Genomic DNA, 25,293 nt, shown 5'->3' on the forward strand with positions numbered 1-25,293 from the left:
GATTATTCACCTGCCTTGCTAGCCAGCACGGTTTTTACGCGAGCGATGTCACGACGGGTCTGGCCGATCAGATGAGTCTGACCCAGCTGACCTGTCGCTTTCTGCATACGCAGTTTAAATTGATCGCTCAACAGTTCTTCCAGCTGAGATTGCAGCTCAGCCACTGATTTATTTTTCAGTTCACTTGCTTTCATCACAGCACCGTCCGTTTAACAAATGCGGTTTCAAAAGGCAGTTTCGCAGCAGCCAGAGCAAAGGCTTCGCGAGCCAGCTCTTCTGGTACGCCTTCGATTTCGTAAAGAACGCGACCTGGCTGGATCTGACAAACCCAGTACTCAACGTTACCCTTACCTTTACCCATACGAACCTCAAGAGGCTTCTCGGTAATTGGCTTATCCGGGAAAACGCGGATCCAGATTTTACCACCACGCTTCACTTTACGAGTCATCGCACGACGTGCTGCCTCAATCTGACGAGAAGTCAGACGACCACGTCCAGTAGCCTTCAGAGCGTACTCACCGAAGCTCACTTTAGAGCCACGGATCGCCAAACCGCGGTTGCGGCCGGTCTGAACTTTACGGAACTTTGTACGTTTTGGTAACAACATAACTAATTCCCCTTATGAACGACCGGTTTTCTTTTTGCCCTGGTTCTTAGCGCGGTCACGTACCTCTTGGATACCACCGAGGATCTCGCCTTTGAAGATCCATACTTTTACGCCAATAACACCATAGGTAGTGTGTGCTTCATAAGTTGCGTAGTCGATATCTGCACGCAGTGTGTGCAGAGGAACACGACCTTCGCGGTACCACTCGGAACGAGCGATTTCAGCACCACCCAGACGGCCACTCACTTGGATCTTGATACCTTCGGCACCACCACGCATTGCATTCTGTACAGCACGCTTCATAGCGCGACGGAACATCACACGACGCTCCAGCTGACTTGCAACGCTCTGGGCTACCAGCTTGGCATCCAGATCCGGTTTACGAACTTCTTCGATGTTGATGTGTACCGGGATACCCATCAGATCGCTGAGATCTTTACGCAGAACTTCTACGTCTTCACCTTTTTTACCGATCACGATGCCTGGACGGGCAGTGTGAATGGTTACTTTGGCGTTTTGCGCTGGACGCTCAATAACGACCTTGCTCACTGAAGCCTTTTCCAGGCGCTTTTCGATCAGAGATCGAACAGCAATGTCAGTCAGCAGGTTGTCGGCGTACTTATCCTTACCGGCATACCAGATCGAGTTATGATCTTTAGTGATACCTAAACGGATACCGGTTGGATGAACTTTCTGACCCATCTGACCAACTCCTATTTTTCTGAAACTTTCACAGTGATGTGACAAGTGCGTTTCATGATGCGATCGGCACGACCTTTCGCACGTGGACGAATACGCTTCATTGTCATACCTTCGTCAACGAACACGGTAGAAACCTTGAGTTCGTCTACGTCGGCACCGTCGTTGTGCTCAGCGTTGGCGATGGCAGATTCCAGTACTTTCTTGATGATGTCTGCGCCTTTCTTACCTGAGAAGGAAAGAATGTTCAGAGCTTCATCAATCTTCTTGCCGCGGATCTGATCCGCAACCAGACGTGCTTTCTGTGCAGACAAGCGAGCACCACGTAATACAGCGGCTACTTCAGACATATTTCACCCCTTATTAACGTTTGGCTTTCTTATCCGCCACATGACCCTTGTAAGTACGGGTCAGCGCGAATTCGCCGAGTTTATGTCCTACCATGTCTTCAGTTACGAAAACTGGCATGTGTTGTTTGCCGTTATGAACAGCGATTGTCAGCCCCACGAAATCTGGAAAGATTGTGGAGCGGCGAGACCAGGTCTTGATCGGACGTTTGTCGTTCTTCTCAAGAGCAGCCTCTACCTTCTTCATCAAGTGATGGTCAATAAATGGACCTTTTTTCAATGAACGTGGCACAGTTCTATCCTCTCTAATTATTTCGCAGAACGACGACGTACGATAAGTTTATCGGTACGCTTATTCTTACGAGTCTTGTAGCCCTTGGTTGGAACGCCCCATGGAGTAACAGGATGACGACCACCAGAGGTACGACCTTCACCACCACCGTGTGGGTGATCAACAGGGTTCATTACCACACCGCGAACGGTAGGACGAACACCGCGCCAGCGCGAAGCACCAGCCTTACCCAGTTCACGCAGAGCGTGCTCATTGTTGCCAACTTCACCGATAGTGGCACGACAATCAGACAGAACCTTGCGCATTTCGCCAGAGCGCAGACGCAGAGTGCAGTATGCACCTTCACGCGCTACCAGCTGAGCAGAGGTACCTGCAGAACGTGCGATCTGACCACCTTTACCAGGCTTCAGTTCTACGTTGTGAATTACGCTACCAACCGGTACGTTACGCAGAGACATCGCGCTACCTACTTTGATCGGTGCATCTTCACCAGACACAATCGCATCGCCAGCACTCAGGCCTTTAGGAGCCAGAATGTAACGACGTTCGCCGTCGGCGTACTTCAGCAGTGCAATGTTTGCGCTGCGGTTAGGATCGTATTCCAGACGTTCTACAACTGCTGGGATACCGTCCTTGTCACGTTTGAAGTCGATCAGGCGATAATGCTGCTTATGACCACCACCAATGTGACGGGTAGTAATGTGACCGTTGTTGTTACGACCACCACTTTTTGACTTCTTCTCAACCAGAGCTGCGAAAGGCTTACCTTTGTGCAGTTCGTTGTTGACGACTTTCACCAGATGGCGACGGCCAGGAGAAGTCGGTTTAGTTTTCACCAATGCCATGACTTAAACCCCTTATTCCGCGTCTGCGAAGTCGATGTCCTGACCTTCAGCCAGGCGAACGTATGCTTTACGCACATCGTTACGTTTGCCTGTACCGCGAGCAGTACGCTTGGTTTTACCTTTGATGTTGACGGTCTGTACGGAATCAACTTTCACTTCGAACAGAGCTTCAACAGCCTTTTTGATTTCAGGCTTGGTGGCATCCGGAGCAACACGGAATACATACTGGCCGTGCTTTTCAGCAACCAGAGTTGCCTTCTCGGAAATATGCGGAGCTACCAGCACTTTATAGATACGTTCACGGTTCATGCGTAGGCCTCCTCAAGTTTCTTCAGGGCGGGCACAGTCACCAGTACCTTTTCAAAAGCAATCAGGCTTACAGGATCGATAGCTGAAGCTTCGGTAATACCAACATGAGGAACGTTACGGGCAGCCAGATACAGCTTTTCGTCGATCTCATCGGCAACGATCAGGACATTGCTCAGTTCCATCTCTTTCAGCTTGGCAACGAATTCTTTGGTCTTGTGGGATTCCACAGCAAAAGAATCAGCAACAACCAGGCGTTCCTGACGAACCAGCTCAGACAAGATGGACTGCATCGCCGCGCGATACATTTTCTTGTTTACTTTCTGCTCATAGTTGCGTGGTTTGGCGGCGAAAGTTACACCACCTGAACGCCAGATAGGGCTGTTAGAAGTACCGGAACGGGCACGGCCTGTTCCCTTCTGACGCCATGGCTTAATACCACCACCGCTAACTTCAGAGCGGGATTTCTGTGCTTTGGTACCCTGACGGCCACCGGCCATATAGGCGGTAACGATCTGGTGAACCAGAGCTTCATTGAATTCACGACCAAATGCAGCTTCAGAAACAGCTACTGCGGTACCAGTGTTAGTTTTCAGTTCCATTGCTTACCCCTTAGCCTTAACAGCTGGTTTAACAATCACATCGGAACCAGTAGCACCTGGCACAGCACCTTTGATCAGCAGCAGATTGTTTTCTGCGTCCACACGAACAACTTCCAGGTTCTGAGTAGTAACCTGTTCAGCACCCATGTGACCTGCCATCTTCTTGCCCTTCCAAACACGACCAGGAGTCTGACACTGACCGATAGAACCAGGAGCACGATGAGACAGGGAGTTACCGTGGGTAGCATCCTGGGTACGGAAATTCCAGCGCTTAACGCCACCCTGGAAGCCTTTACCTTTAGATGAACCAGTCACGTCAACTTTCTGACCAGCTTCGAATTGCGCAACGGTCAGCTCATCGCCATTGGCAAGAGCTTCTTCGGTACGGAATTCCATAACGCCACGACCTGCCTGAACGTTTGCTTTCGCAAAGTGGCCTGCCTCAGCTTTAGTTGTGCGAGAAGCTTTCTTCTCACCAAATGTAACCTGCAGAGCACTGTAGCCGTCAGTTTCAACGGTTTTCACTTGTGCAACACGGTTAGGTGTTACGTGAACTACAGTAACAGCAACAGATTGACCTTCTTCGGTAAAGACACGAGTCATGCCCGCTTTCTTACCGACAATACCAATTGCCATTTTCCAATTACCTCTCGTGTACGGGGCTTAACCCACTATGGCCGCCCTCTTCTCCGACATGGACAAGGGCGTTACACAGAGCCTTACGGATAAATCCTGACGGATTAACCCAGGCTGATCTGAACTTCCACGCCGGCAGCCAGATCCAGTTTCATCAGCGCATCAACTGTTTTTTCAGTTGGCTCAACAATGTCGAGCATGCGCTTGTGTGTACGGATTTCGTACTGATCACGCGCGTCTTTATTAACGTGCGGGGAGACCAGAACGGTATAACGCTCTTTACGAGTAGGCAGTGGGATAGGACCACGTACCTGAGCGCCCGTACGTTTGGCAGTATCAACAATTTCCTGAGTCGAGGTATCGATCAGTCGATGGTCAAATGCCTTCAAACGGATACGGATTCGTTGGTTTTGCATTACCAAACTCCAAGTTTATGTGCAAGAGCTCACTTTCCCCGGATTAAGGGGACGCGAATTGTATGCGGCTGTACAAAAAGTGTCAACCACGGAATAGCAGACGACTTCCGAAGCCGACAAAGCAGACCAACTCCGGAATCACACTGACAAAAAAGCCCGCACAAAGCGGGCTTTTCAGATGCAGACATCGATCACTGTTGCGGACATCCTGTCCTCACCCTACCGGGCCAACCTCCGGCTGTCACAATCTGATCCGGTCAGATTATTCGATGATCTTGGCTACAACGCCGGCGCCAACAGTACGACCGCCTTCACGGATCGCAAAACGCAGACCTTCATCCATCGCGATTGGAGCGATCAGGGTGATGGTCAGCTTAACGTTGTCACCTGGCATTACCATCTCAACGCCTTCTGGCAGCTCACAAGCACCAGTTACGTCAGTGGTACGGAAGTAGAACTGTGGACGGTAACCTTTGAAGAATGGAGTGTGACGACCACCTTCATCTTTACCCAGTACGTATACTTCAGATTCGAACTTGGTGTGAGGAGTGATAGAACCTGGCTTCGCCAGAACCTGACCACGCTCAACTTCGTCACGCTTGGTACCACGCAGCAGAACACCTACGTTCTCACCAGCACGGCCTTCGTCCAGGATCTTACGGAACATCTCAACACCGGTACAGGTAGTCTTGATGGTCTCTTTGATACCGATGATGGACAGTTCTTCACCAGTGCGAACGATACCACGCTCAACACGACCGGTAACAACAGTACCACGACCCTGAATAGAGAATACGTCTTCGATTGGCATCAAGAAGGCGCCGTCGATAGCACGCTCTGGCTCAGGAATGTAAGAATCCAGAGTTTCTACCAGTTTCTTAACAGCAGACGTACCCATTTCGTTGTCGTCTTCGCCGTTCAGAGCCATCAGAGCAGAGCCCGGGATGATTGGAGTGTCGTCACCTGGGAAGTCGTATTCAGACAGCAGGTCACGCAGTTCCATTTCAACCAGTTCCAGCATCTCTGCGTATTCTTCAGAATCGGCACCGCCGCAATCTTCAGCCAGCAGGTCAGCTTTGTTCAGGAATACAACGATGTAAGGTACACCAACCTGACGGGACAGCAGGATGTGTTCACGGGTCTGAGGCATTGGGCCGTCAGTAGAACCACATACCAGGATCGCGCCGTCCATCTGCGCAGCACCGGTGATCATGTTTTTAACATAGTCAGCGTGGCCCGGGCAGTCTACGTGTGCGTAGTGACGGTTCGGAGATTCGTATTCTACGTGGGAGGTAGAAATGGTGATACCACGCTCACGCTCTTCAGGAGCATTGTCGATACCGTCGAACGCTACCGCTGCACCGCCCCATACTTCGGAACATACGCGGGTCAGAGCCGCAGTCAGAGTGGTTTTACCGTGGTCAACGTGACCAATAGTACCAACGTTTACGTGGGGTTTTGAACGCTCAAACGTTTCCTTTGCCACAGCCAAGTCCTCATAAAAGTCTGATGATCCGGCGGGCAGGATCCGTAATCCTGGCACGCCCATAAGGGCCGCAATCATACCCCGGAAGGCAAAACTGTCAACTCCCGGCCCATTATTTCAGCAAAGAGGCAACAGTAATGAGCCAATAACCGCGCAACACGGATAACAAAACGACTGAAATTGCTTATTTTTCAGTCTGTGGTGCAAATTTCTTGGTAAAACCTGCCCCTGCGGATCAAAAACGACGAGAAAAAGGAGGAGAAAACAGGTAAAGTAGCGCGCGAATTTTGTCTCTGCTAACCGAGTAATGTTATGACAGATCTTTCCTTATACAGAAACATTGGTATTTTCGCCCACGTTGACGCGGGCAAAACGACCACCACCGAACGAATCCTGAAGCTGACCGGCAAGATTCACAAACTGGGCGAAACCCACGAAGGTGAATCTACTACCGACTTTATGGAACAGGAAGCTGAGCGCGGTATTACCATTCAGTCTGCGGCCGTCAGCTGCTTCTGGAAAGGTCACCGCTTCAACGTTATTGACACCCCTGGACACGTTGACTTCACCGTTGAAGTATATCGTTCCCTGAAAGTACTGGACGGTGGTATCGGTGTATTCTGTGGTTCCGGCGGTGTAGAGCCTCAGTCCGAAACCAACTGGCGTTATGCTAACGACTCAGAAGTATCCCGTCTGATTTTCGTGAACAAGCTGGACCGTATTGGTGCCGACTTCTTCCGTGTAGTTGATCAGGTGAAAAACGTACTGGCAGCCAACCCACTGGTTATGGTTCTGCCAATCGGCCGTGAAGATGAGTTCGTTGGCGTTGTTGACCTGCTGACCCGTCAGGCTTACGTATGGGATGACTCTGGTCTGCCAGAAAACTACACCGTACAGGACGTGCCAGCCGATATGGTTGACGACGTTGAAATGTACCGTGAACAGCTGATCGAATCTGCGGTTGAGATGGACGACGATCTGATGATGGCTTACATGGATGGTGAAGAACCTTCTATTGAAGACATCAAGCGTTGCGTCCGTATCGGTACCCGCGACCTGAAATTCTTCCCTACCTTCTGTGGTTCTGCCTTCAAAAACAAAGGTATGCAGCTGGTACTGGACGCAGTTGTAGATTACCTGCCGGCTCCTACTGAAGTTGAGCCTCAGGATCTGACCGACGAAGAAGGTAACCCGACTGGCCAGAAAGCTATCGTTTCTGCCGAAGAGCCACTGCGCGCTCTGGCGTTCAAGATCATGGACGACCGTTTCGGCGCCCTGACCTTCGTACGTATCTACTCCGGTGTTATGAAGAAAGGCGATACCGTACTGAACAGCTTCACCGGTAAAACTGAGCGTATTGGCCGCATGTGTGAAATGCACGCCGACCAGCGCAGTGAACTGGAATACGCGCAGGCTGGTGACATCATCGCCGTTGTGGGTATGAAGAACGTACAGACTGGTCACACCCTGTGTGATCCGAAGAACCCATGTACTCTGGAAGCCATGGTGTTCCCTGAGCCGGTAATCTCTATCGCTGTGCAGCCGAAAGACAAGAGCATGGTCGATAAGATGGGTATTGCAATCGGTAAGATGGTTGCTGAAGACCCGACCTTCCAGGTTGAAACCGATGAAGATTCAGGCGAAACCATCCTGAAAGGTATGGGCGAACTGCACCTGGATATTAAAGTAGACATCCTGAAGCGTACTCACGGTGTTGAACTGATCGTTGGTCAGCCACAGGTTGCTTACCGTGAAACCATCACCAAAGCGATCGAAGACAGCTACACCCACAAGAAGCAGTCTGGTGGTTCTGGTCAGTACGGTAAGATCGACTACCGCATCCGTCCTGCTGAGCCAGGTACCGGCTTCGCGTTCAAGTCAGTGGTTGTTGGCGGTAACGTACCGAAAGAATTCTGGCCTGCGGTTGAGAAAGGCTTCCGCGTAATGATGGACGAAGGTCCTCTGGCTGGCTTCCCGGTACTGGACGTTGAAGTTGAACTGTTCGACGGTTCTTACCACGCGGTTGACTCCTCAGCCATCGCGTTCGAAATCGCTGCTAAAGGCGCTTTCCGTCAGTCCATGCCAAAAGCCGGCGCTCAGCTGCTGGAACCAATCATGAAGGTTGACGTGTTCACTCCGGAAGACAACGTGGGTGACGTTATCGGTGACCTGAACCGTCGTCGCGGTATGATCAAAGACCAGGAAGCTGGTGCTACCGGCGTTCGCGTAAAAGCAGACGTTCCGCTGTCCGAAATGTTCGGCTACATCGGCCACCTGCGTACCATCACTTCTGGCCGCGGTCAGTTCTCGATGGAATTCTCTCACTACATGCCATGTCCGGCTAACGTAGCAGAGAAAGTAATCGCTGAAGCCAAAGCCCGTAAAGAAGCAGATAAGTAATTAACTGCTGATAAAAAAGAACCCGCCCGGTGTAAGCCGTGCGGGTTTTTTTATTGCCTGCGCACTGCCAAGCAACAAAATGACGAAGCGACAAATCACAGGCATAAAAAAGCCCGCATAATGCGGACTTCAGACGTACTATGCTAGCCAGCCTACAGACTCAGGCGGTCACAGATAATCCGCTCAGAATCCAGAGACAGGCATAAAAAAACCGGGCAGAGCCCGGTTCTTTTTTATAGCAGGATATCGAATTATTCGATGATCTTAGCTACAACGCCGGCGCCAACAGTACGACCGCCTTCACGGATCGCAAAACGCAGACCTTCATCCATCGCGATTGGAGCGATCAGGGTGATGGTCAGCTTAACGTTGTCACCTGGCATTACCATCTCAACGCCCTCTGGCAGCTCACAAGCACCAGTTACGTCAGTGGTACGGAAGTAGAACTGTGGACGGTAACCTTTGAAGAATGGAGTGTGACGACCACCTTCATCTTTACCCAGCACGTATACTTCAGATTCGAACTTGGTGTGAGGAGTGATAGAACCTGGCTTCGCCAGAACCTGGCCACGCTCAACTTCGTCACGCTTGGTACCACGCAGCAGAACACCTACGTTCTCACCAGCACGGCCTTCGTCCAGGATCTTACGGAACATCTCAACACCGGTACAGGTAGTCTTGATGGTCTCTTTGATACCGATGATGGACAGTTCTTCACCAGTGCGAACGATACCACGCTCAACACGACCGGTAACAACAGTACCACGACCCTGGATAGAGAATACGTCTTCGATTGGCATCAGGAAGGCGCCGTCGATAGCACGCTCTGGCTCAGGGATGTAAGAATCCAGAGTTTCTACCAGTTTCTTAACAGCAGACGTACCCATTTCGTTGTCGTCTTCGCCGTTCAGAGCCATCAGAGCAGAGCCCGGGATGATTGGAGTGTCGTCGCCTGGGAAGTCGTATTCAGACAGCAGGTCACGCAGTTCCATTTCAACCAGTTCCAGCATCTCTGCGTATTCTTCAGAATCGGCACCGCCGCAATCTTCAGCCAGCAGGTCTGCTTTGTTCAGGAATACAACGATGTAAGGTACACCAACCTGACGGGACAGCAGGATGTGTTCACGGGTCTGAGGCATTGGGCCGTCAGTAGAACCACATACCAGGATCGCGCCGTCCATCTGCGCAGCACCGGTGATCATGTTTTTAACATAGTCAGCGTGACCCGGGCAGTCTACGTGTGCGTAGTGACGGTTCGGAGATTCGTATTCTACGTGGGAGGTAGAAATGGTGATACCACGCTCACGCTCTTCAGGAGCATTGTCGATACCGTCGAACGCTACCGCTGCACCGCCCCATACTTCGGAACATACGCGGGTCAGAGCCGCAGTCAGAGTGGTTTTACCGTGGTCAACGTGACCGATAGTACCCACGTTTACGTGGGGTTTGGAACGTTCAAACGTTTCCTTAGCCATAGAACACCTCGTTCAATATCGTAAATGATTAAGCTCTTGTAATAATTGCTTCGGCCACACTGGATGGTGCTTCCGAATATTTTTCAAATTCCATGGAATAGGTCGCACGGCCCTGAGAGGCGGAGCGCAGATCGGTTGCATAACCGAACATCTCTGCCAATGGCACGCTGGCATCAACCACCTTGCCTGAAGGGGTATCATCCATTCCAGAAATCAAGCCACGACGACGATTCAGGTCGCCCACCACATCACCCATGTAATCTTCAGGGGTTACAACTTCAACTTTCATCATTGGCTCAAGCAGCACGGCTTTGCCCTTCTCTGAAAGTTGTTTTGTGGCTTGTGAGGCAGCAATTTTAAATGCCATCTCATTCGAGTCAACGTCATGGTATGAGCCGTCGATCAGCGTCGCTTTCAGGCCCAGTAATGGGTAACCCGCCAGAACACCGTTCTTCATCTGCTCAGCAATACCTTTTTCAACCGCCGGGATGTATTCACGCGGAATTGCACCACCAACGATTTCGTTAACAAACTCCAGCCCTTCCTGCTCGGATGGCTCGAATCTGATAACAACATGACCATACTGGCCACGCCCACCGGACTGCTTGGCGAACTTGTTGTTGATCTCTACCGTGGCAGTGATCTTTTCACGGTAAGCAACCTGAGGCTTACCAACGTTCGCTTCCACTTTGAACTCACGACGCATGCGGTCGACGATAATGTCCAGGTGTAACTCACCCATACCGGAGATAATGGTCTGGCCGGTTTCTTCGTCGGTTTCGACACGGAAGGACGGGTCTTCCTGAGCAAGTTTGCCCAGTGCAATGCCCATCTTTTCCTGGTCTGCTTGCGACTTAGGCTCAACCGCAACCGAAATTACCGGATCCGGGAATTCCATGCGCTCGAGGGTGATGCGCTTGTCCTGATCACACAGGGTATCCCCGGTAGTGACATCTTTCAGGCCAATCAGTGCGGCAATATCACCGGCACGCACTTCTTTAATTTCTTCACGGGCATTGGCGTGCATCTGCACCATACGGCCAACACGCTCGCGCTTACCTTTTACCGGATTGTAAACAGCATCTCCGGACTGCAGCACCCCGGAATAAACACGGATAAACGTCAGGGTACCAACAAAGGGGTCGGTGGCAATTTTAAATGCCAGCGCAGAAAACGGCTCTTCATCAGATGCTTCACGAACCGCAACGGTTTCAGCTGCATCATCAAGAATACCTTCGATCGCTTTTACTTCGGTCGGGGATGGCATGAACTCAACAACAGCGTCCAGTACCGCCTGCACACCTTTATTTTTAAAGGCAGAACCACAGGTGACCAATACGATCTCGCCGGCCAGCGTCTGTTGACGCAGCGCAGCTTTAATTTCGTCCTCGGAAAGCTCTTCGCCTTCGAGGTATTTATTCATCAGCTCATCATTGGCTTCGGCGGCCGCTTCAATCAGCTTCTCGCGCCATTCAGCAGCGACATCGGCCAGTTCTGCCGGGATCTCGTCATAACTGAAGGTCATGCCCTGATCAGTATCATTCCAGCTGATGGCTTTCATTTTGATCAGGTCAACAACGCCACGGAAATTGTCTTCCGCACCGATGTTGATCTGAATAGGTACAGCATTGGCGTTGAGACGATCTTTAAGTTGCTTAACAACCATAAAGAAGTCTGCACCGGCGCGGTCCATCTTGTTCACGAAGACCATACGCGGTACTTCGTACTTGTTGGCCTGACGCCATACAGTCTCAGTCTGAGGCTGTACGCCCGAGGATCCACACAGCACCACCACCGCACCATCCAGAACCCGCAAAGAACGTTCTACTTCAATAGTGAAGTCAACGTGCCCCGGGGTATCAATGATGTTGATACGGTGTTGCTCGAACTGTTGCGCCATGCCCGACCAGAAACAGGTGGTAGCAGCAGAAGTAATGGTAATACCACGCTCCTGCTCCTGCTCCATCCAGTCCATTGTGGCTGCGCCATCATGCACCTCACCAAGCTTGTGAGAAACACCGGTGTAAAACAGTACTCGCTCCGTGGTTGTGGTTTTACCCGCATCCACGTGAGCACAAATACCAATGTTGCGGTAACGCTCAATGGGAGTTGTGCGTGCCACTGTGCAGTCCTCGAATCAATTAAAAGCGGTAGTGAGAGAAAGCCTTGTTCGCTTCAGCCATGCGGTGAACATCTTCACGCTTCTTAACGGCTGAACCTTTACCTTCACAGGCTTCCATCATTTCGTTAGCCAGGCGCTGAGCCATGGACTTCTCACCACGCTTACGTGCTGCATCTACCAGCCAGCGCATTGCCAGCGCCTGACGACGTGAAGGACGAACCTCCACAGGTACCTGATAGGTTGCACCACCAACACGGCGGCTTTTAACTTCAACCAGTGGCTGGATGGATTCTAATGCTTTTTCAAACATTTCCAGCGGATCGCCACCTTGTTTCTGAGCCATGGTATCCAGTGCGCCATAAACGATTTTCTCGGCGATGGATTTCTTACCACTGATCATTACGTGGTTCATAAATTTTGCCAGTGTAACGTTTCCGAACTTCGGATCTGGCAGGATCTCGCGCTTCGCAGCGACGCGTCTTCTTGGCATGATAAGCCCTCTTAGGTCTTCAGGTCAGTCTGAGCATCCTGATTCAACGATCAACTCAGCCTTACTCTTATCCAAGTCTTAAGAAATTATTTCTTAGGACGTTTTGCACCGTACTTAGAACGGGCTTGTTTACGATTCGCAACACCGGAAGTATCCAGAGAGCCGCGAACAGTGTGGTAACGAACACCTGGCAAGTCTTTTACACGACCGCCACGGATCAGAACAACACTGTGTTCCTGCAGGTTGTGACCTTCACCACCGATGTAGGAAGACACTTCGAAACCATTCGTCAAACGCACACGACATACTTTACGCAGTGCCGAGTTAGGCTTTTTCGGAGTGGTAGTATATACACGGGTACATACGCCACGACGCTGAGGACACGCCTGCAGTGCAGGTACGTCACTCTTAGCCACTTTGCGTTTACGAGGCTGACGAACCAACTGGTTGATTGTAGCCATTTAGCAAACTCCAATTATCACTAACAAAAACGCCAGAAAATTCTGACGCAATAAAAGGGGCCGGAAGGATAATCCTCCCAGCCCCAGTCGTCAAGCCATTGATTGTTTTACAACCAATGACTTACTTATCGCTGAAAGCTTCGCTGAACTTAGCTTCCATTTCGTCGGCCGATACATTCATACCTGCCGGCGTAGTCTTGAGGCGATCATTCTCACGGGTCTGACGCTTACGCTTACGCTCAGCGTGGTACGCAAGACCAGTACCCGCAGGGATCAGTCGACCCACAACCACGTTTTCTTTCAGGCCGCGCAGGTGGTCAACCTTACCAGTCACCGCACCTTCAGTCAGTACGCGGGTTGTCTCCTGGAAGGAGGCCGCAGAGATGAAGGACTCGGTTGCCAGGGAGGCTTTGGTGATACCCAGCAGCACACGCTCGCCTTTCGCAGTGATCTTACCGGCTGCTTCCAGTTTCTCGTTTTCTTCGAGGAACGCAGAGTATTCAACCTGATCACCCGGGATAAAGGAGCTGTCACCGTTTTCGGTGATCAGTACCTTACGCAGCATCTGACGCACAATCACTTCGATGTGCTTATCATCGATGCCTACACCCTGGAGGCGGTAAACTTCCTGAACTTCGTTGGTGATGTACATCGCCAGATCGCCCACGCTCTTCAGACGCAGGATATCGTGCGGGTTCATCGGGCCGTCAGAGATAACCTCACCCTTCTCGACCTGTTCACCTTCGAACACGTTCATGTGACGCCACTTGTGAATCAGCTCTTCGTATGGCTCGCCGCCATCTTTCGGAGTGATCACCAGACGCTTCTTACCTTTAGTCTCTTTACCGAAGCTCACAGTACCAGTGATCTCCGCCAGAATGGCAGGCTCTTTCGGCTTACGGGCTTCGAACAGATCCGCTACGCGTGGCAGACCACCGGTGATGTCCTTGTTACCGGACGATTCCTGAGGAATACGTGCGATAACGTCACCCACGGCCACTTCGGTGCCATTTTCATGGTTTACCAGAGCGTTGGCTGGCAGCATGTACTGTGCCGGAGTATTGGTACCCGGCAGGATCACGTCGTTACCGGACGCATCCACCAGTTTCACCATCGGACGGATGTCTTTACCAGCCGCCGGACGATCTTTCGGATCGATCACCTCGATGTTCGACAGACCGGTCAACTCGTCGGTCTGACGGTTGATGGTGATACCTTCTTCCATACCCACGAATTCGATACGACCTTTTACTTCGGTCACAATCGGGTGGGTGTGCGGATCCCAGCTGGCCACTTTCTGACCGGCTTCAACTTTCTGACCATCCTGGACGCTGATCACAGCACCGTATGGCAGTTTGTACAGCTCGCGCTCACGGCCATGTTCATCGGCTACAGCGATAGAACCGGAACGGGATACAGCCACCAGGTCGCCACTTTCTTTAACAACGGTTTTCAGGTTATGCAGACGGATAGTACCGCTGTTTTTCACCTGAACACTGTCAGCTGCAGAAGAACGCGATGCCGCACCACCAATGTGGAACGTACGCATGGTCAGCTGTGTACCCGGCTCACCGATCGACTGAGCAGCGATAACACCAACCGCTTCACCTACGTTCACCTGATGTCCGCGACCCAGGTCACGACCGTAGCAGGAAGAACAGATACCGACACGGCTCTGACAGGTAATAGCGGAGCGCACACGCACTTCGTCGATACCTTCAGATTCGATTGTCTGTACCCAGGCTTCGTCGATCAGGGTACCGGCTGGCACCACGATGTCGCCTTCAGAACCAGGCTTGTGTACATCCTTCGCGATTACACGACCCAGGATACGGTCACCCAGAGCCACAACCACGTCACCGCCTTCGATCAGCGGAGTCATGACCAGACCTTCTTCGGTACCACAATCCTGCTCGGTGACCACCAGATCCTGCGCCACGTCAACCAGACGACGGGTCAGGTAACCGGAGTTCGCAGTTTTCAGAGCGGTATCCGCCAGACCTTTACGCGCACCGTGAGTCGAGGTGAAGTACTGCAGTACGTTCAGACCTTCACGGAAGTTCGCCACAATCGGCGTTTCGATGATGGAGCCGTCCGGCTTCGCCATCAGACCACGCATACCGGCCAGCTGACGGATCTGAGCCGGGCTACCACGAGCACCGGAGTCAGCCATCATGTAGACGGAGTTGAAAGATTCCTGATCCACTTCGTTGCCGTCGCGGTCGATCACTTTCTCTTTACCCAGGTTATCCATCATCGCCTTCGCTACCAGTTCGTTAGCGCGCGACCAGATGTCGATAACCTTGTTGTATTTTTCGCCGTGGGTAACCAGACCGGAAGCAAACTGGCTTTCGATCTCTTTTACTTCAGCGTCAGCGTTAGCAACGATTTCTGCTTTCTCATCCGGAATAACGAAATCGTTCACACCGATAGAAGAACCGGAACGGGTTGCATACTGGAAGCCGGTATACATTACCTGGTCAGCGAAAACGACGGTGTCCTTCAGACCTACACGGCGATACGCAGTGTTGATCATGTTGGAGATCGCTTTCTTCTTCATCGGGCGGTTGATCAGTTCAAACGGCAGACCTTTTGGCACGATGCGGAACAGCAGTGCACGACCGATCGTGGTATCAACCACTTTGGTTTCAGACTGCTCGTTGCCCTGCTCGTCAACCAGAGTTTCGGTGATACGCACTTTAACCTTGGCCTGCAGATGCGCAGAACCGGTCTGATAAGCGCGGGTCACTTCGTCCAGGTCAGCCAGGAACATACCTTCGCCTTTGGCGTTGATACGTTCACGGGTCATCCAGTACAGACCCAGTACCACGTCCTGAGAAGGAACGATGATTGGCTCACCGTTGGCAGGAGACAGTACGTTGTTGGTTGCCATCATCAGCGCGCGGGCTTCCAGCTGCGCTTCGATAGTCAGCGGTACGTGTACCGCCATCTGGTCACCGTCGAAGTCAGCGTTATAAGCCGCACACACCAGTGGGTGCAGTTGGATCGCTTTACCTTCGATCAGCTGAGGTTCGAACGCCTGAATACCCAAACGGTGCAGTGTTGGTGCACGGTTCAGCATGACCGGGTGTTCACGGATAACGTCAGCCAGGATATCCCAGACTTCTGCGGTTTCGCGCTCAACCATTTTCTTCGCAGCTTTAATGGTTGTCGCCAGACCACGGTGTTCCAGTTTGCTGAAGATAAACGGCTTGAACAGTTCCAGAGCCATTTTCTTTGGCAGACCACACTGGTGCAGACGCAGCTGTGGACCAACGGTAATTACCGAACGGCCAGAGTAGTCAACACGTTTACCCAGCAGGTTCTGACGGAAACGACCCTGCTTACCTTTGATCATGTCAGCCAGAGACTTCAGCGGACGCTTATTGGAACCGGTGATGGCACGGCCACGACGACCGTTATCCAGCAGCGCATCCACAGCTTCCTGCAGCATACGCTTTTCGTTGCGTACGATGATGTCAGGAGCATTCAGCTCCAGCAGGCGCTTCAGACGGTTGTTACGGTTGATCACACGACGGTACAGATCGTTCAGATCGGAGGTCGCAAAACGACCACCATCCAGCGGTACCAGCGGACGCAGATCCGGTGGCAGTACTGGCAGTACAGACATGATCATCCACTTCGGATCGTTACCGGAGTGGTGGAAAGCTTCCAGCAGTTTCAGACGCTTGGACAGCTTCTTGATCTTGGTTTCAGAGCTGGTCGCCGGAATTTCTTCACGCAGACGCTGAACTTCTTCGCCCAGTTCGATCTGGCCGAGCAGTGCCTGAATGGCTTCCGCGCCCATTTTGGCTTCGAATTCGTCACCAAACTCTTCGATCGCTTCGTAGTACTGTTCGTCGCTCAGCAGCTGACCCACGTCGAGAGTGGTCATGCCAGGCTCGGTCACTACGAATGATTCATAGTACAGAATGCGTTCGATATCGCGCAGCGTCATATCCAGCATCAGACCGATACGGGATGGCAGCGACTTCAGGAACCAGATGTGAGCAACCGGGGAAGCCAGCTCAATGTGACCCATACGCTCACGACGTACTTTGGCCTGAGTTACTTCAACGCCACACTTCTCACAGATTACGCCGCGGTGCTTCAGACGTTTGTACTTACCACACAGACATTCGTAATCTTTGATAGGACCAAAGATACGCGCACAGAACAGACCGTCACGCTCAGGCTTGAACGTACGGTAGTTAATGGTTTCCGGCTTTTTAACTTCGCCGAAAGACCAGGAACGAATCATCTCTGGCGAGGCGAGTCCGATGCGGATGGCGTCAAACTCGTCAGCGTTGTTCTGATTACGCAGAAAATTGACTAAGTCTTTCATATTTTGCTCCGTTTGGAGTCAGGCTCAGGCGGCTTCCGCCACCTGAACACTGCTCATCCGCTTATTCGTTTTCCAGTTCGATGTCGATGCCCAGTGAGCGGATCTCTTTAACCAGTACGTTAAAGGATTCCGGCATACCGGCTTCCATACGGTGGTCGCCATCCACGATGTTTTTATACATCTTGGTACGGCCGGCCACGTCATCGGATTTAACAGTAAGCATTTCCTGCAGAGTGTAAGCGGCACCGTATGCTTCCAGTGCCCACACTTCCATCTCCCCGAAACGCTGACCACCGAACTGTGCTTTACCGCCAAGCGGCTGCTGGGTAACCAGACTGTAAGAGCCGGTCGAACGGGCGTGCATCTTGTCGTCAACCAGGTGGTTCAGTTTCAGCATGTACATGTAACCTACGGTTACCTGACGGTCGAAGGCTTCGCCGGTGCGACCATCGTACAGCGTCATCTGACCGGAATCCGGCAGATCGGCCAGACGCAGCATACGCTTGATTTCGGCTTCTTTCGCACCGTCAAACGCTGGTGTTGCCATTGGCACACCGCCACGCAGGTTGTTACCCAGTTCCAGGATTTCAGCATCGCTGAAGCTGTCAAAGTCTTCGACGCGGCCATCGCCACCGTTGTAGATCTCGTTCAGCAGTTCACGCAACTTGGCGATTTCCTGCTGTTCTTTGATCATGCGGTCGATTTTCTCGCCCAGACCTTTGGCTGCCAGACCCAGGTGGATCTCCATGATCTGACCCACGTTCATACGCGATGGTACACCCAGCGGGTTCAGACAGATGTCCACGGCCACGCCGTTTTCATCGTATGGCATATCTTCGATTGGCTTGATCGCAGAGATAACACCTTTGTTACCGTGACGACCCGCCATCTTGTCACCAGGCTGGATCTTACGTTTGATTGCCAGGTAAACCTTAACAATCTTCAGTACGCCAGGAGCCAGGTCATCGCCGGTCTGCAGCTTGCGCTTCTTGTCTTCGAACTTGTCATCCAGCTGCTTGCGACGCTCGGCCAGAGATTTCTCGGCAACGTCCAGCATTTCGGCCAGTGCTTCGTCCTGTGGCAGGATCTTGAACCACTGATCGGCTTCCAGAGACTGCAGGTACTCTTGAGTCAGGCTGTCGCCTTTCTTCAGACCAGGAGCGGCATTCACTACAGCACCGTTCAGGGCACGCTGCAGACGCTCGTAAGTAGCACCTTTAACGATACGCATTTCTTCGTTCAGATCTTTGCGGACTTCGTCCAGCTGCATCTGTTCGATTTCCAGCGCACGCTGGTCTTTTTCCACGCCATCACGGGTGAAGACCTGTACGTCGATTACGGTACCGGTGGTGCCGGTCTTAACGCGCAGAGAAGTATCTTTTACGTCAGAGGCTTTTTCACCGAAGATCGCACGCAGCAGTTTTTCTTCCGGAGTCAGCTGGGTTTCACCTTTCGGAGTTACCTTACCAACCAGGATGTCGCCAGGCTTAACTTCAGCACCGATATAAACGATACCGGACTCGTCCAGTTTACCCAGGGCAGCTTCACCCACGTTCGGAATATCCGACGTGATTTCTTCTGCGCCCAGCTTGGTGTCACGCGCCACACAGGTCAGTTCCTGAATGTGGATGGTGGTCAGGCGATCTTCCTGAGACACACGCTCGGACAGCAGGATGGAGTCTTCGTAGTTGTAACCGTTCCATGGCATGAAGGCGATGCGGAAGTTCTGGCCCAGAGCCAGCTCACCCAGGTCAACGGACGGGCCGTCAGCCATGATATCGCCACGTTCAATGCTGTCACCGGCTTTCACCAGCGGACGCTGGTTGATGCAGGTGTTCTGGTTAGAACGGGTGTATTTGGTCAGGTTGTAGATGTCGACACCGGCTTCACCAGCAACGGTTTCGTCATCGTTCACTTTTACCACGATACGGGAGGCGTCAACGGAATCGATCACACCACCACGTTTGGCCACCACACACACACCGGAGTCAGCCGCTACAGAACGTTCCATACCGGTACCCACCAGAGGCTTCTCTGATTTCAGGGTCGGAACGGCCTGACGCTGCATGTTCGATCCCATCAATGCGCGGTTGGCGTCATCGTGTTCGAGGAACGGGATCAGGGATGCAGCGATGGACACAACCTGCTGCGGAGATACGTCCTGCAGGGTTACGTTGTCCGGAGACATCACGGTAAATTCGTTCTGATGACGTACAGAGATCAGGTCGCCCTGCAGCTTGCCGTTTTCATCAGTTTCAACCGAAGCCTGTGCAATAACGTAATCCGCTTCTTCAATAGCAGATACGTAGATGATCTCATCGGTCACAACACCTTCAACAACACGACGGTACGGAGTTTCGAGGAAACCGTATTCGTTGGTGCGGGCATAAGATGCCAGAGAGTTGATCAGACCAATGTTCGGACCTTCAGGCGTTTCAATAGGACATACGCGACCGTAGTGAGTCGCGTGTACGTCACGCACTTCGAAGCCTGCGCGTTCACGGGTCAGACCGCCAGGTCCAAGAGCAGAAATACGACGCTTGTGAGTTACCTCAGACAGCGGGTTGTTCTGGTCCATAAACTGAGACAGCTGGGAAGAGCCGAAGAATTCTTTAACGGCTGCCGCAACCGGCTTGGCGTTGATCAGATCCTGAGGCATCAGGCCTTCAGACTCTGCCATAGACAGACGCTCACGTACTGCACGCTCAACACGTACCAGACCTACACGGAACTGGTTTTCGGCCATTTCGCCCACAGAACGGATACGACGGTTACCCAGGTGGTCGATGTCGTCAACGATGCCTTTACCGTTACGGATATCGATCAGGGTTTTCATAACCGCGATGATGTCTTCTTTATCCAGCGTGCCGGCACCGGTGATTTCTTCACGGCCGATACGACGGTTGAACTTCATGCGGCCAACCGCAGACAGGTCGTAACGCTCGTCGCTGAAGAACAGGTTTTCGAACAGCGCTTCGGCACTTTCTTTTGTTGGTGGCTCACCAGGACGCATCATGCGGTAGATTTCAACCAGCGCTTCCAGAGCGTTGCTGGTCGGATCGGCACGCAGGGTGTCGGACATGAACGAACCGCAGTCCAGTTCATTGGTGTAAATGGTTTCAAACTCTTTGATGCCGGAAGCAGCCATTTTGGCCAGCAATTCAACAGTTACTTCACTGTTGGCTGCAGCCAGAACTTCACCGCTCTTCTGATCAATGATGTCTTTCGCCATGGATTTACCCAGCAGGTAATCCACAGGTACTGCCAGCTCTTCAACGTTAGCTTTTTCCAGCTGACGGATATGACGGGCAGTAATACGACGGGTGCCTTCAACGATCACATTGCCGTCGTTGTCTTTGATATCGAACGCAGCAGTTTCACCACGCAGACGCGCCGGGATCAGCTTCAGCATGGCACCGTCATCGGTCAGACGGTAGCTGTCGTTTTCAAAGAAGGTCGCCAGGATTTCTTCAGTAGAGAAGCCCAGTGCGCGCAGCAGAATAGATGCAGGCAGCTTACGACGACGGTCGATACGAACGAAGACCAGGTCTTTCGGATCGAACTCGAAGTCCAGCCATGAACCACGGTAAGGAATAACGCGGGCGTTATACAGCAGCTTACCGGAAGAATGGGTTTTACCTTTGTCGTGATCGAAGAACACACCAGGTGAACGGTGCAGCTGAGACACGATCACGCGCTCGGTACCGTTAACGATAAAGGTACCGTTGTCAGTCATCAGGGGCATTTCACCCATGTAGACTTCTTGTTCTTTAATGTCTTTGATGGCTTTGGTCGAAGATTCTTTATCGTAAATAATCAGACGAACCTTGACGCGCAGCGGTGCAGCGTAGGTAACACCACGCAACATACACTCTTTTTCATCAAAGGTAGGGGTACCGAGGCGGTAGCTCACGTACTCCAGAGCCGCATTCCCGGAATAACTTACAATTGGGAAGACAGATTTAAATGCTGCATGAAGACCAATATCGATACGGTCCTCAGCGAATGCCCCCTCTTGCAAGAATTTGCGATAGGAGTCGATTTGAATGGCCAACAGGTATGGCACATCCATGACACTCGGTAATTTACCGAAATCCTTACGGATACGTTTTTTCTCAGTATATGAGTAAGCCATCAGTTATCCCCGGACTGTTTCCTCGATTGGGCGTTACACCCATGGCTCAAGGACTTGCCTTGCGTTTGAACCCAGCAGTATGCCAGCGTGCTCACGAATTCCATAACGTGAAAAAGGCCGACGGGAAAAACCCGTCAGCCGGTTGCCGCGCTCAGAATCTGGCGCGGCAAAAGCATCTTTGCAATGAATTGCAAATTACTTGATCTCGACCAGAGCACCAGCCGCTTCAAGAGTTGCTTTAGCAGCTTCAGCGTCTTCTTTAGAAACGCCTTCTTTAACAGTTGCTGGAGCGCCATCAACCATTGCTTTAGCTTCTTTCAGGCCCAGACCAGTCAGTTCACGTACTGCTTTGATTACGTTAACTTTCTTGTCGCCAGCACCGCTCAGGATTACGTCGAATTCTGATTGTGCTTCAGCAGCACCAGCGTCGCCGCCAGCAGCTGGACCAGCAACTACTGCAGCTGCAGCAGATACGCCGAATTTTTCTTCCATCGCAGAAACCAGTTCTACAACGTCCATTACGGACATTTCAGCGATAGCGTTGATGATATCTTCTTTAGTCAGTGACATGAGACTATTCCTAAATTTAATGGAGCAAAGTGCTCGTTAAATCGTTGTAAGATCCACCTGAAATCAGGCAGCTTGTTCTTTCTGGTCGCGGATAGCAGCAATGGTACGAACCAATTTGCCTGCAGACGCTTCTTTCATGACGCTCATCAGTTTCGCGATAGCTTCGTCGTAAGTCGGCAGAGTTGCCAGCATGTCGATAGAAACTACGGAACCTTCGAAAGCACCGGCTTTCAGCTCAAACTTGCTGTTCTGCTTAGCGAAATCCTTAAAGATACGGGCAGCCGCACCTGGATGTTCGGTAGAGAAAGCAATCAGGCTTGGGCCAACGAGGACGTCAGTCAGACACTCGTATGGGGTACCTTCAACAGCACGGCGAGCCAGAGTGTTACGGACGACTTTCATCCAAACACCAGCTTCACGTGCTTCTTTACGCAGAGCGGTCATGGCGCCTACTGTTACGCCGCGGGAATCCGCAACAACAGCAGACAGAGCACCTTGAGCTGCTTCCTGGACTTCGGCGACAATCGCCTTCTTATCTTCGAGTCCTAAGGCCACGATTAACTCCTAAAAAGTTAAATTGAGCTCAGATGAGCCAGTCTCGGTGTGACAATTCAGAATTCTGAAGGGGCCACACACCATCTACGCAGGAAATATTAAGTGAGGACAAACCAGAGGCTTATCCTCACTCCTGCGGTCTTTGACAGCTGCCGCCTGAATAATGTATCCGGCGACAACCCCAAAGATCGTTTGGTTAATCAGTCAGCCCGGATTAAAAATCCAGAGAGGAGTGATCAACCACCAAACCAGGACCCATCGTAGTGCTGATGGTCACTTTCTTCATGTAAACGCCTTTGGCAGAAGAAGGTTTGGCTTTTTTCAGGTCAGCCAGCAGGGCTGTCAGGTTTTCCTGCAGAGCCTGAGCGGTGAAATCCACTTTACCGATGGTGGTGTGGATAATACCGTTCTTGTCATTGCGGTAACGCACCTGACCTGCTTTGGCATTTTTAACGGCGGTAGCAACGTCTGGAGTTACAGTACCTACTTTCGGGTTTGGCATCAGGCCACGCGGACCCAGTACCTGACCCAGCATACCTACAACGCGCATTGCATCCGGAGAAGCAATAACAACGTCAAAGTTCAGGTCGCCGCCTTTGATTTTTTCAGCCAGATCGTCCATACCCACTTCGTCGGCGCCTGCAGCTTTAGCAGCTTCAGCGTTTGCGCCCTGAGTGAATACAGCAACGCGCATGGTCTTACCGGTGCCGTTTGGCAGTACGGTAGAGCTACGAACGTTCTGATCGGATTTACGTGCATCGATGCCCAGGTTTACGGCAACGTCTACAGATTCTTTGAACTTAACGGTGGACAGTTCACCCAGCAGAGCAGCTGCATCAGCGAAAGAATATACTTTGCCGGCTTCTACTTTCTCTGCGATTGCCTTCTGGCGCTTAGTCAGCTTAGCCATTACTCAACTCCTTCCACGTTCAGACCCATAGCGCGGGCAGAACCAGCGATGGTACGTACCGCTGCATCCATATCGGCTGCAGTCAGGTCTTTCATTTTAACGTTGGCAATTTCTTCCAGCTGAGCACGGTTAACAGTACCGACTTTCACAGTGTTCGGACGAGCAGAACCACTGGTCAGGCCAGCTGCTTTTTTCAGCAGGTAAGATGCAGGAGGAGTTTTCAGTTCGAAGGTGAATGAACGGTCACTGTATGCAGTGATGATCACTGGAACTGGCATGCCAGCTTCCATACCCTGAGTCTGAGCATTGAACGCTTTACAGAATTCCATGATGTTCAGACCTTTCTGACCCAGAGCCGGACCAACTGGTGGACTTGGGTTCGCTTTACCAGCTGCAACCTGCAGCTTGATGTAGCCTTCGACTTTCTTAGCCATGTGTTTTCTCCGAATGGGTATTAGCGCACCGACACACCGACAGGGTTCAGCGCTCCCCGACCGGAAACCCGGTCATTTATCAAATGCTCAGCCTGCTTTTTCGACCTGGGTAAATTCCAGCTCGACCGGCGTCGCACGTCCAAAAATTGTTACCGCAACCTGCAGACGGGACTTCTCATAATCCACACCTTCAACCACACCGTTAAAGTCGGCAAACGGACCATCGGTCACGCGCACAACCTCACCTGGCTCGTAAATGGTTTTATGGGTAGGACGATCTGCACCATCACGCACACGCTGCAGAATGGCATCCGCTTCACGATCAGTGATCGGAGCCGGCTTATCAGCGGTTCCGCCAATAAAGCCCATGACGCGAGGAGTCTGTTTAACCAGATGCCAGCTCTCGTCATTCATTTCCATCTGTACAAGAACGTAGCCCGGATAGAACTTACGCTCACTTTTACGCTTCTTGCCTTCGCGAACTTCAACTACTTCTTCAGTAGGAACCAGAATGTCGCCGAAAAAGTCCTGCATACCATGCAGTTCGACGCGCTCTTTCAGAGCATTCTGTACGCGTTTTTCGTAACCTGAGTAGGCGTGTACAACATACCAGCGCATAGCCATTTAAAGCTCCTCAGCCTACCAGCAACGAAACAAGCCAGCCCAGCAGAGAATCAAGACCCCACAGAACCAGCGCCATCAATACAACCACAACAACAACGATCAGAGTGGTCTGCTGCGTCTCCTGACGCGTCGGCCACACGACCTTGCGGCGCTCCACATTGGCTTCTTTCAGCAATTGCAGGAATGATTTGCCCTGAGTACTGGTGAGCGCAAAACCAGCACTCACAGCCATCAGAACAACAACACCCAGAACGCGATACAGCAGTGGCATGTCAGCGTAGACATAGTTACCCACAACGGCAGCAGCGAGAAAAGCTGCAGCCAGCAGCCACTTCAATATATCCAACGGTGATTTACTTGCTTTGCTATCGGTACTCATCACAATTCCCTGAAGCCAAAAATGGCAGCCGAAGCTGCCATTCAAGAATTTGGCAGGCCAGGAGGGACTCGAACCCCCAACACCCGGTTTTGGAGACCGGTGCTCTACCAATTGAACTACTGGCCTAAAGACACTCAATTAGGGCGCCGTAAGTTAC

24 protein-coding genes and 1 tRNA gene are annotated in these 25,293 nt (G+C 51.8%); 1 reads left to right on the forward strand and 24 read right to left on the reverse strand.

The features are described 5' to 3' along the window. Nucleotides 1-2 precede the first annotated feature (2 nt). From rpmC to tuf (HUF19_RS16115), 11 genes are all read right to left on the reverse strand, one after another. Nucleotides 3-194 (reverse strand): 50S ribosomal protein L29, encoded by a 192-nt coding sequence (rpmC, locus tag HUF19_RS16065; protein WP_145466803.1) that lies wholly within the window; start codon nucleotides 192-194, stop codon nucleotides 3-5. Next, a complete protein-coding gene (gene rplP, locus HUF19_RS16070; protein WP_145466717.1) occupies nucleotides 194-607 on the reverse strand; it encodes a 50S ribosomal protein L16 in 414 nt (137 codons plus the stop codon). Before rplP ends, rpmC begins: the two co-directional genes overlap by 1 nt. Nucleotides 608-619: 12 nt before the next feature. Continuing rightward, nucleotides 620-1,309, reverse strand: coding sequence for a 30S ribosomal protein S3 (rpsC, locus tag HUF19_RS16075; protein WP_145466718.1), 690 nt, complete (start codon nucleotides 1,307-1,309; stop codon nucleotides 620-622). A gap of 11 nt (nucleotides 1,310-1,320) precedes the next feature. Continuing rightward, nucleotides 1,321-1,656, reverse strand: coding sequence for a 50S ribosomal protein L22 (gene rplV / locus HUF19_RS16080; RefSeq protein ID WP_145466719.1), 336 nt, complete (start codon nucleotides 1,654-1,656; stop codon nucleotides 1,321-1,323). A 13-nt stretch (nucleotides 1,657-1,669) separates the two neighbouring features. Next, nucleotides 1,670-1,945, reverse strand: coding sequence for a 30S ribosomal protein S19 (gene rpsS / locus HUF19_RS16085; protein WP_145466720.1), 276 nt, complete (start codon nucleotides 1,943-1,945; stop codon nucleotides 1,670-1,672). A 17-nt stretch (nucleotides 1,946-1,962) separates the two neighbouring features. Continuing rightward, nucleotides 1,963-2,790, reverse strand: a complete 828-nt coding sequence (rplB, locus tag HUF19_RS16090; RefSeq protein WP_145466721.1) for a 50S ribosomal protein L2 — start codon at nucleotides 2,788-2,790, stop codon at nucleotides 1,963-1,965. A 12-nt stretch (nucleotides 2,791-2,802) separates the two neighbouring features. Continuing rightward, nucleotides 2,803-3,099 carry a 50S ribosomal protein L23 gene (gene rplW, locus HUF19_RS16095; RefSeq protein WP_145466722.1) on the reverse strand — a complete coding sequence of 99 codons (297 nt, stop codon included), beginning with the start codon at nucleotides 3,097-3,099 and terminating at the stop codon, nucleotides 2,803-2,805. Continuing rightward, complete coding sequence (rplD, locus tag HUF19_RS16100) at nucleotides 3,096-3,698, reverse strand: 50S ribosomal protein L4 (protein ID WP_145466723.1); 603 nt, start codon at nucleotides 3,696-3,698, stop codon at nucleotides 3,096-3,098. Before rplD ends, rplW begins: the two co-directional genes overlap by 4 nt. Nucleotides 3,699-3,701: 3 nt before the next feature. Then, nucleotides 3,702-4,334: a 50S ribosomal protein L3 gene (rplC, locus tag HUF19_RS16105; RefSeq protein WP_145466724.1), complete on the reverse strand. Its 633-nt coding sequence runs from the start codon at nucleotides 4,332-4,334 to the stop codon at nucleotides 3,702-3,704. A 104-nt stretch (nucleotides 4,335-4,438) separates the two neighbouring features. Beyond that, nucleotides 4,439-4,750 carry a 30S ribosomal protein S10 gene (rpsJ, locus tag HUF19_RS16110; protein ID WP_068443270.1) on the reverse strand — a complete coding sequence of 104 codons (312 nt, stop codon included), beginning with the start codon at nucleotides 4,748-4,750 and terminating at the stop codon, nucleotides 4,439-4,441. Between the two features lie 262 nt (nucleotides 4,751-5,012). Further along, nucleotides 5,013-6,236 carry an elongation factor Tu gene (gene tuf, locus HUF19_RS16115; RefSeq protein ID WP_260997559.1) on the reverse strand — a complete coding sequence of 408 codons (1,224 nt, stop codon included), beginning with the start codon at nucleotides 6,234-6,236 and terminating at the stop codon, nucleotides 5,013-5,015. 312 nt (nucleotides 6,237-6,548) lie between these two features. Here tuf (HUF19_RS16115) and fusA (HUF19_RS16120) point away from each other — a divergent pair, with 312 nt between their 5' ends. After that, entirely contained in the window at nucleotides 6,549-8,636 is a 2,088-nt protein-coding gene (gene fusA, locus HUF19_RS16120; RefSeq protein ID WP_260997560.1) for an elongation factor G, read from the forward strand. A gap of 251 nt (nucleotides 8,637-8,887) precedes the next feature. Here the strand turns inward: fusA (HUF19_RS16120) and tuf (HUF19_RS16125) are convergent, their stop codons facing one another. The 13 genes from tuf (HUF19_RS16125) to HUF19_RS16185 form a co-directional block, all read right to left on the reverse strand. Then, nucleotides 8,888-10,111 carry an elongation factor Tu gene (tuf, locus tag HUF19_RS16125; RefSeq protein ID WP_260997559.1) on the reverse strand — a complete coding sequence of 408 codons (1,224 nt, stop codon included), beginning with the start codon at nucleotides 10,109-10,111 and terminating at the stop codon, nucleotides 8,888-8,890. Between the two features lie 28 nt (nucleotides 10,112-10,139). Next, nucleotides 10,140-12,233, reverse strand: a complete 2,094-nt coding sequence (fusA, locus tag HUF19_RS16130) for an elongation factor G (RefSeq protein ID WP_260997561.1) — start codon at nucleotides 12,231-12,233, stop codon at nucleotides 10,140-10,142. Between the two features lie 19 nt (nucleotides 12,234-12,252). Next, nucleotides 12,253-12,723 carry a 30S ribosomal protein S7 gene (gene rpsG, locus HUF19_RS16135; protein WP_145471122.1) on the reverse strand — a complete coding sequence of 157 codons (471 nt, stop codon included), beginning with the start codon at nucleotides 12,721-12,723 and terminating at the stop codon, nucleotides 12,253-12,255. Nucleotides 12,724-12,809: 86 nt separating this feature from the next. Then, on the reverse strand, nucleotides 12,810-13,184 hold the full coding sequence (rpsL, locus tag HUF19_RS16140; protein ID WP_145471121.1) for a 30S ribosomal protein S12: 375 nt from the start codon (nucleotides 13,182-13,184) through the stop codon (nucleotides 12,810-12,812). Between the two features lie 121 nt (nucleotides 13,185-13,305). Further along, nucleotides 13,306-17,529 (reverse strand): DNA-directed RNA polymerase subunit beta', encoded by a 4,224-nt coding sequence (rpoC, locus tag HUF19_RS16145; RefSeq protein ID WP_260997562.1) that lies wholly within the window; start codon nucleotides 17,527-17,529, stop codon nucleotides 13,306-13,308. Between the two features lie 61 nt (nucleotides 17,530-17,590). After that, nucleotides 17,591-21,664 carry a DNA-directed RNA polymerase subunit beta gene (gene rpoB / locus HUF19_RS16150; RefSeq protein ID WP_225691007.1) on the reverse strand — a complete coding sequence of 1,358 codons (4,074 nt, stop codon included), beginning with the start codon at nucleotides 21,662-21,664 and terminating at the stop codon, nucleotides 17,591-17,593. Between the two features lie 195 nt (nucleotides 21,665-21,859). Further along, a complete protein-coding gene (gene rplL, locus HUF19_RS16155; protein WP_145471118.1) occupies nucleotides 21,860-22,234 on the reverse strand; it encodes a 50S ribosomal protein L7/L12 in 375 nt (124 codons plus the stop codon). Nucleotides 22,235-22,297: 63 nt separating this feature from the next. Further along, nucleotides 22,298-22,789, reverse strand: coding sequence for a 50S ribosomal protein L10 (gene rplJ, locus HUF19_RS16160; protein ID WP_260997563.1), 492 nt, complete (start codon nucleotides 22,787-22,789; stop codon nucleotides 22,298-22,300). Nucleotides 22,790-23,003: 214 nt separating this feature from the next. Further along, nucleotides 23,004-23,699 (reverse strand): 50S ribosomal protein L1, encoded by a 696-nt coding sequence (gene rplA / locus HUF19_RS16165; protein ID WP_145471116.1) that lies wholly within the window; start codon nucleotides 23,697-23,699, stop codon nucleotides 23,004-23,006. Further along, nucleotides 23,699-24,133: a 50S ribosomal protein L11 gene (gene rplK / locus HUF19_RS16170; RefSeq protein WP_145471115.1), complete on the reverse strand. Its 435-nt coding sequence runs from the start codon at nucleotides 24,131-24,133 to the stop codon at nucleotides 23,699-23,701. The genes rplA and rplK overlap by 1 nt, the downstream gene beginning before the upstream one ends. 87 nt (nucleotides 24,134-24,220) lie before the next feature. After that, nucleotides 24,221-24,757 (reverse strand): transcription termination/antitermination protein NusG, encoded by a 537-nt coding sequence (nusG, locus tag HUF19_RS16175; protein ID WP_145471114.1) that lies wholly within the window; start codon nucleotides 24,755-24,757, stop codon nucleotides 24,221-24,223. A 10-nt stretch (nucleotides 24,758-24,767) separates the two neighbouring features. Then, nucleotides 24,768-25,136 carry a preprotein translocase subunit SecE gene (gene secE, locus HUF19_RS16180; protein WP_260997564.1) on the reverse strand — a complete coding sequence of 123 codons (369 nt, stop codon included), beginning with the start codon at nucleotides 25,134-25,136 and terminating at the stop codon, nucleotides 24,768-24,770. A 50-nt stretch (nucleotides 25,137-25,186) separates the two neighbouring features. Next, a tRNA-Trp gene (locus HUF19_RS16185) sits at nucleotides 25,187-25,262 on the reverse strand. Between the last annotated feature and the right edge of the window lie 31 nt (nucleotides 25,263-25,293).

Source organism: Thalassolituus hydrocarboniclasticus, assembly GCF_025345565.1.
Lineage (GTDB): Bacteria > Pseudomonadota > Gammaproteobacteria > Pseudomonadales > Oceanobacteraceae > Venatoribacter > Venatoribacter hydrocarboniclasticus.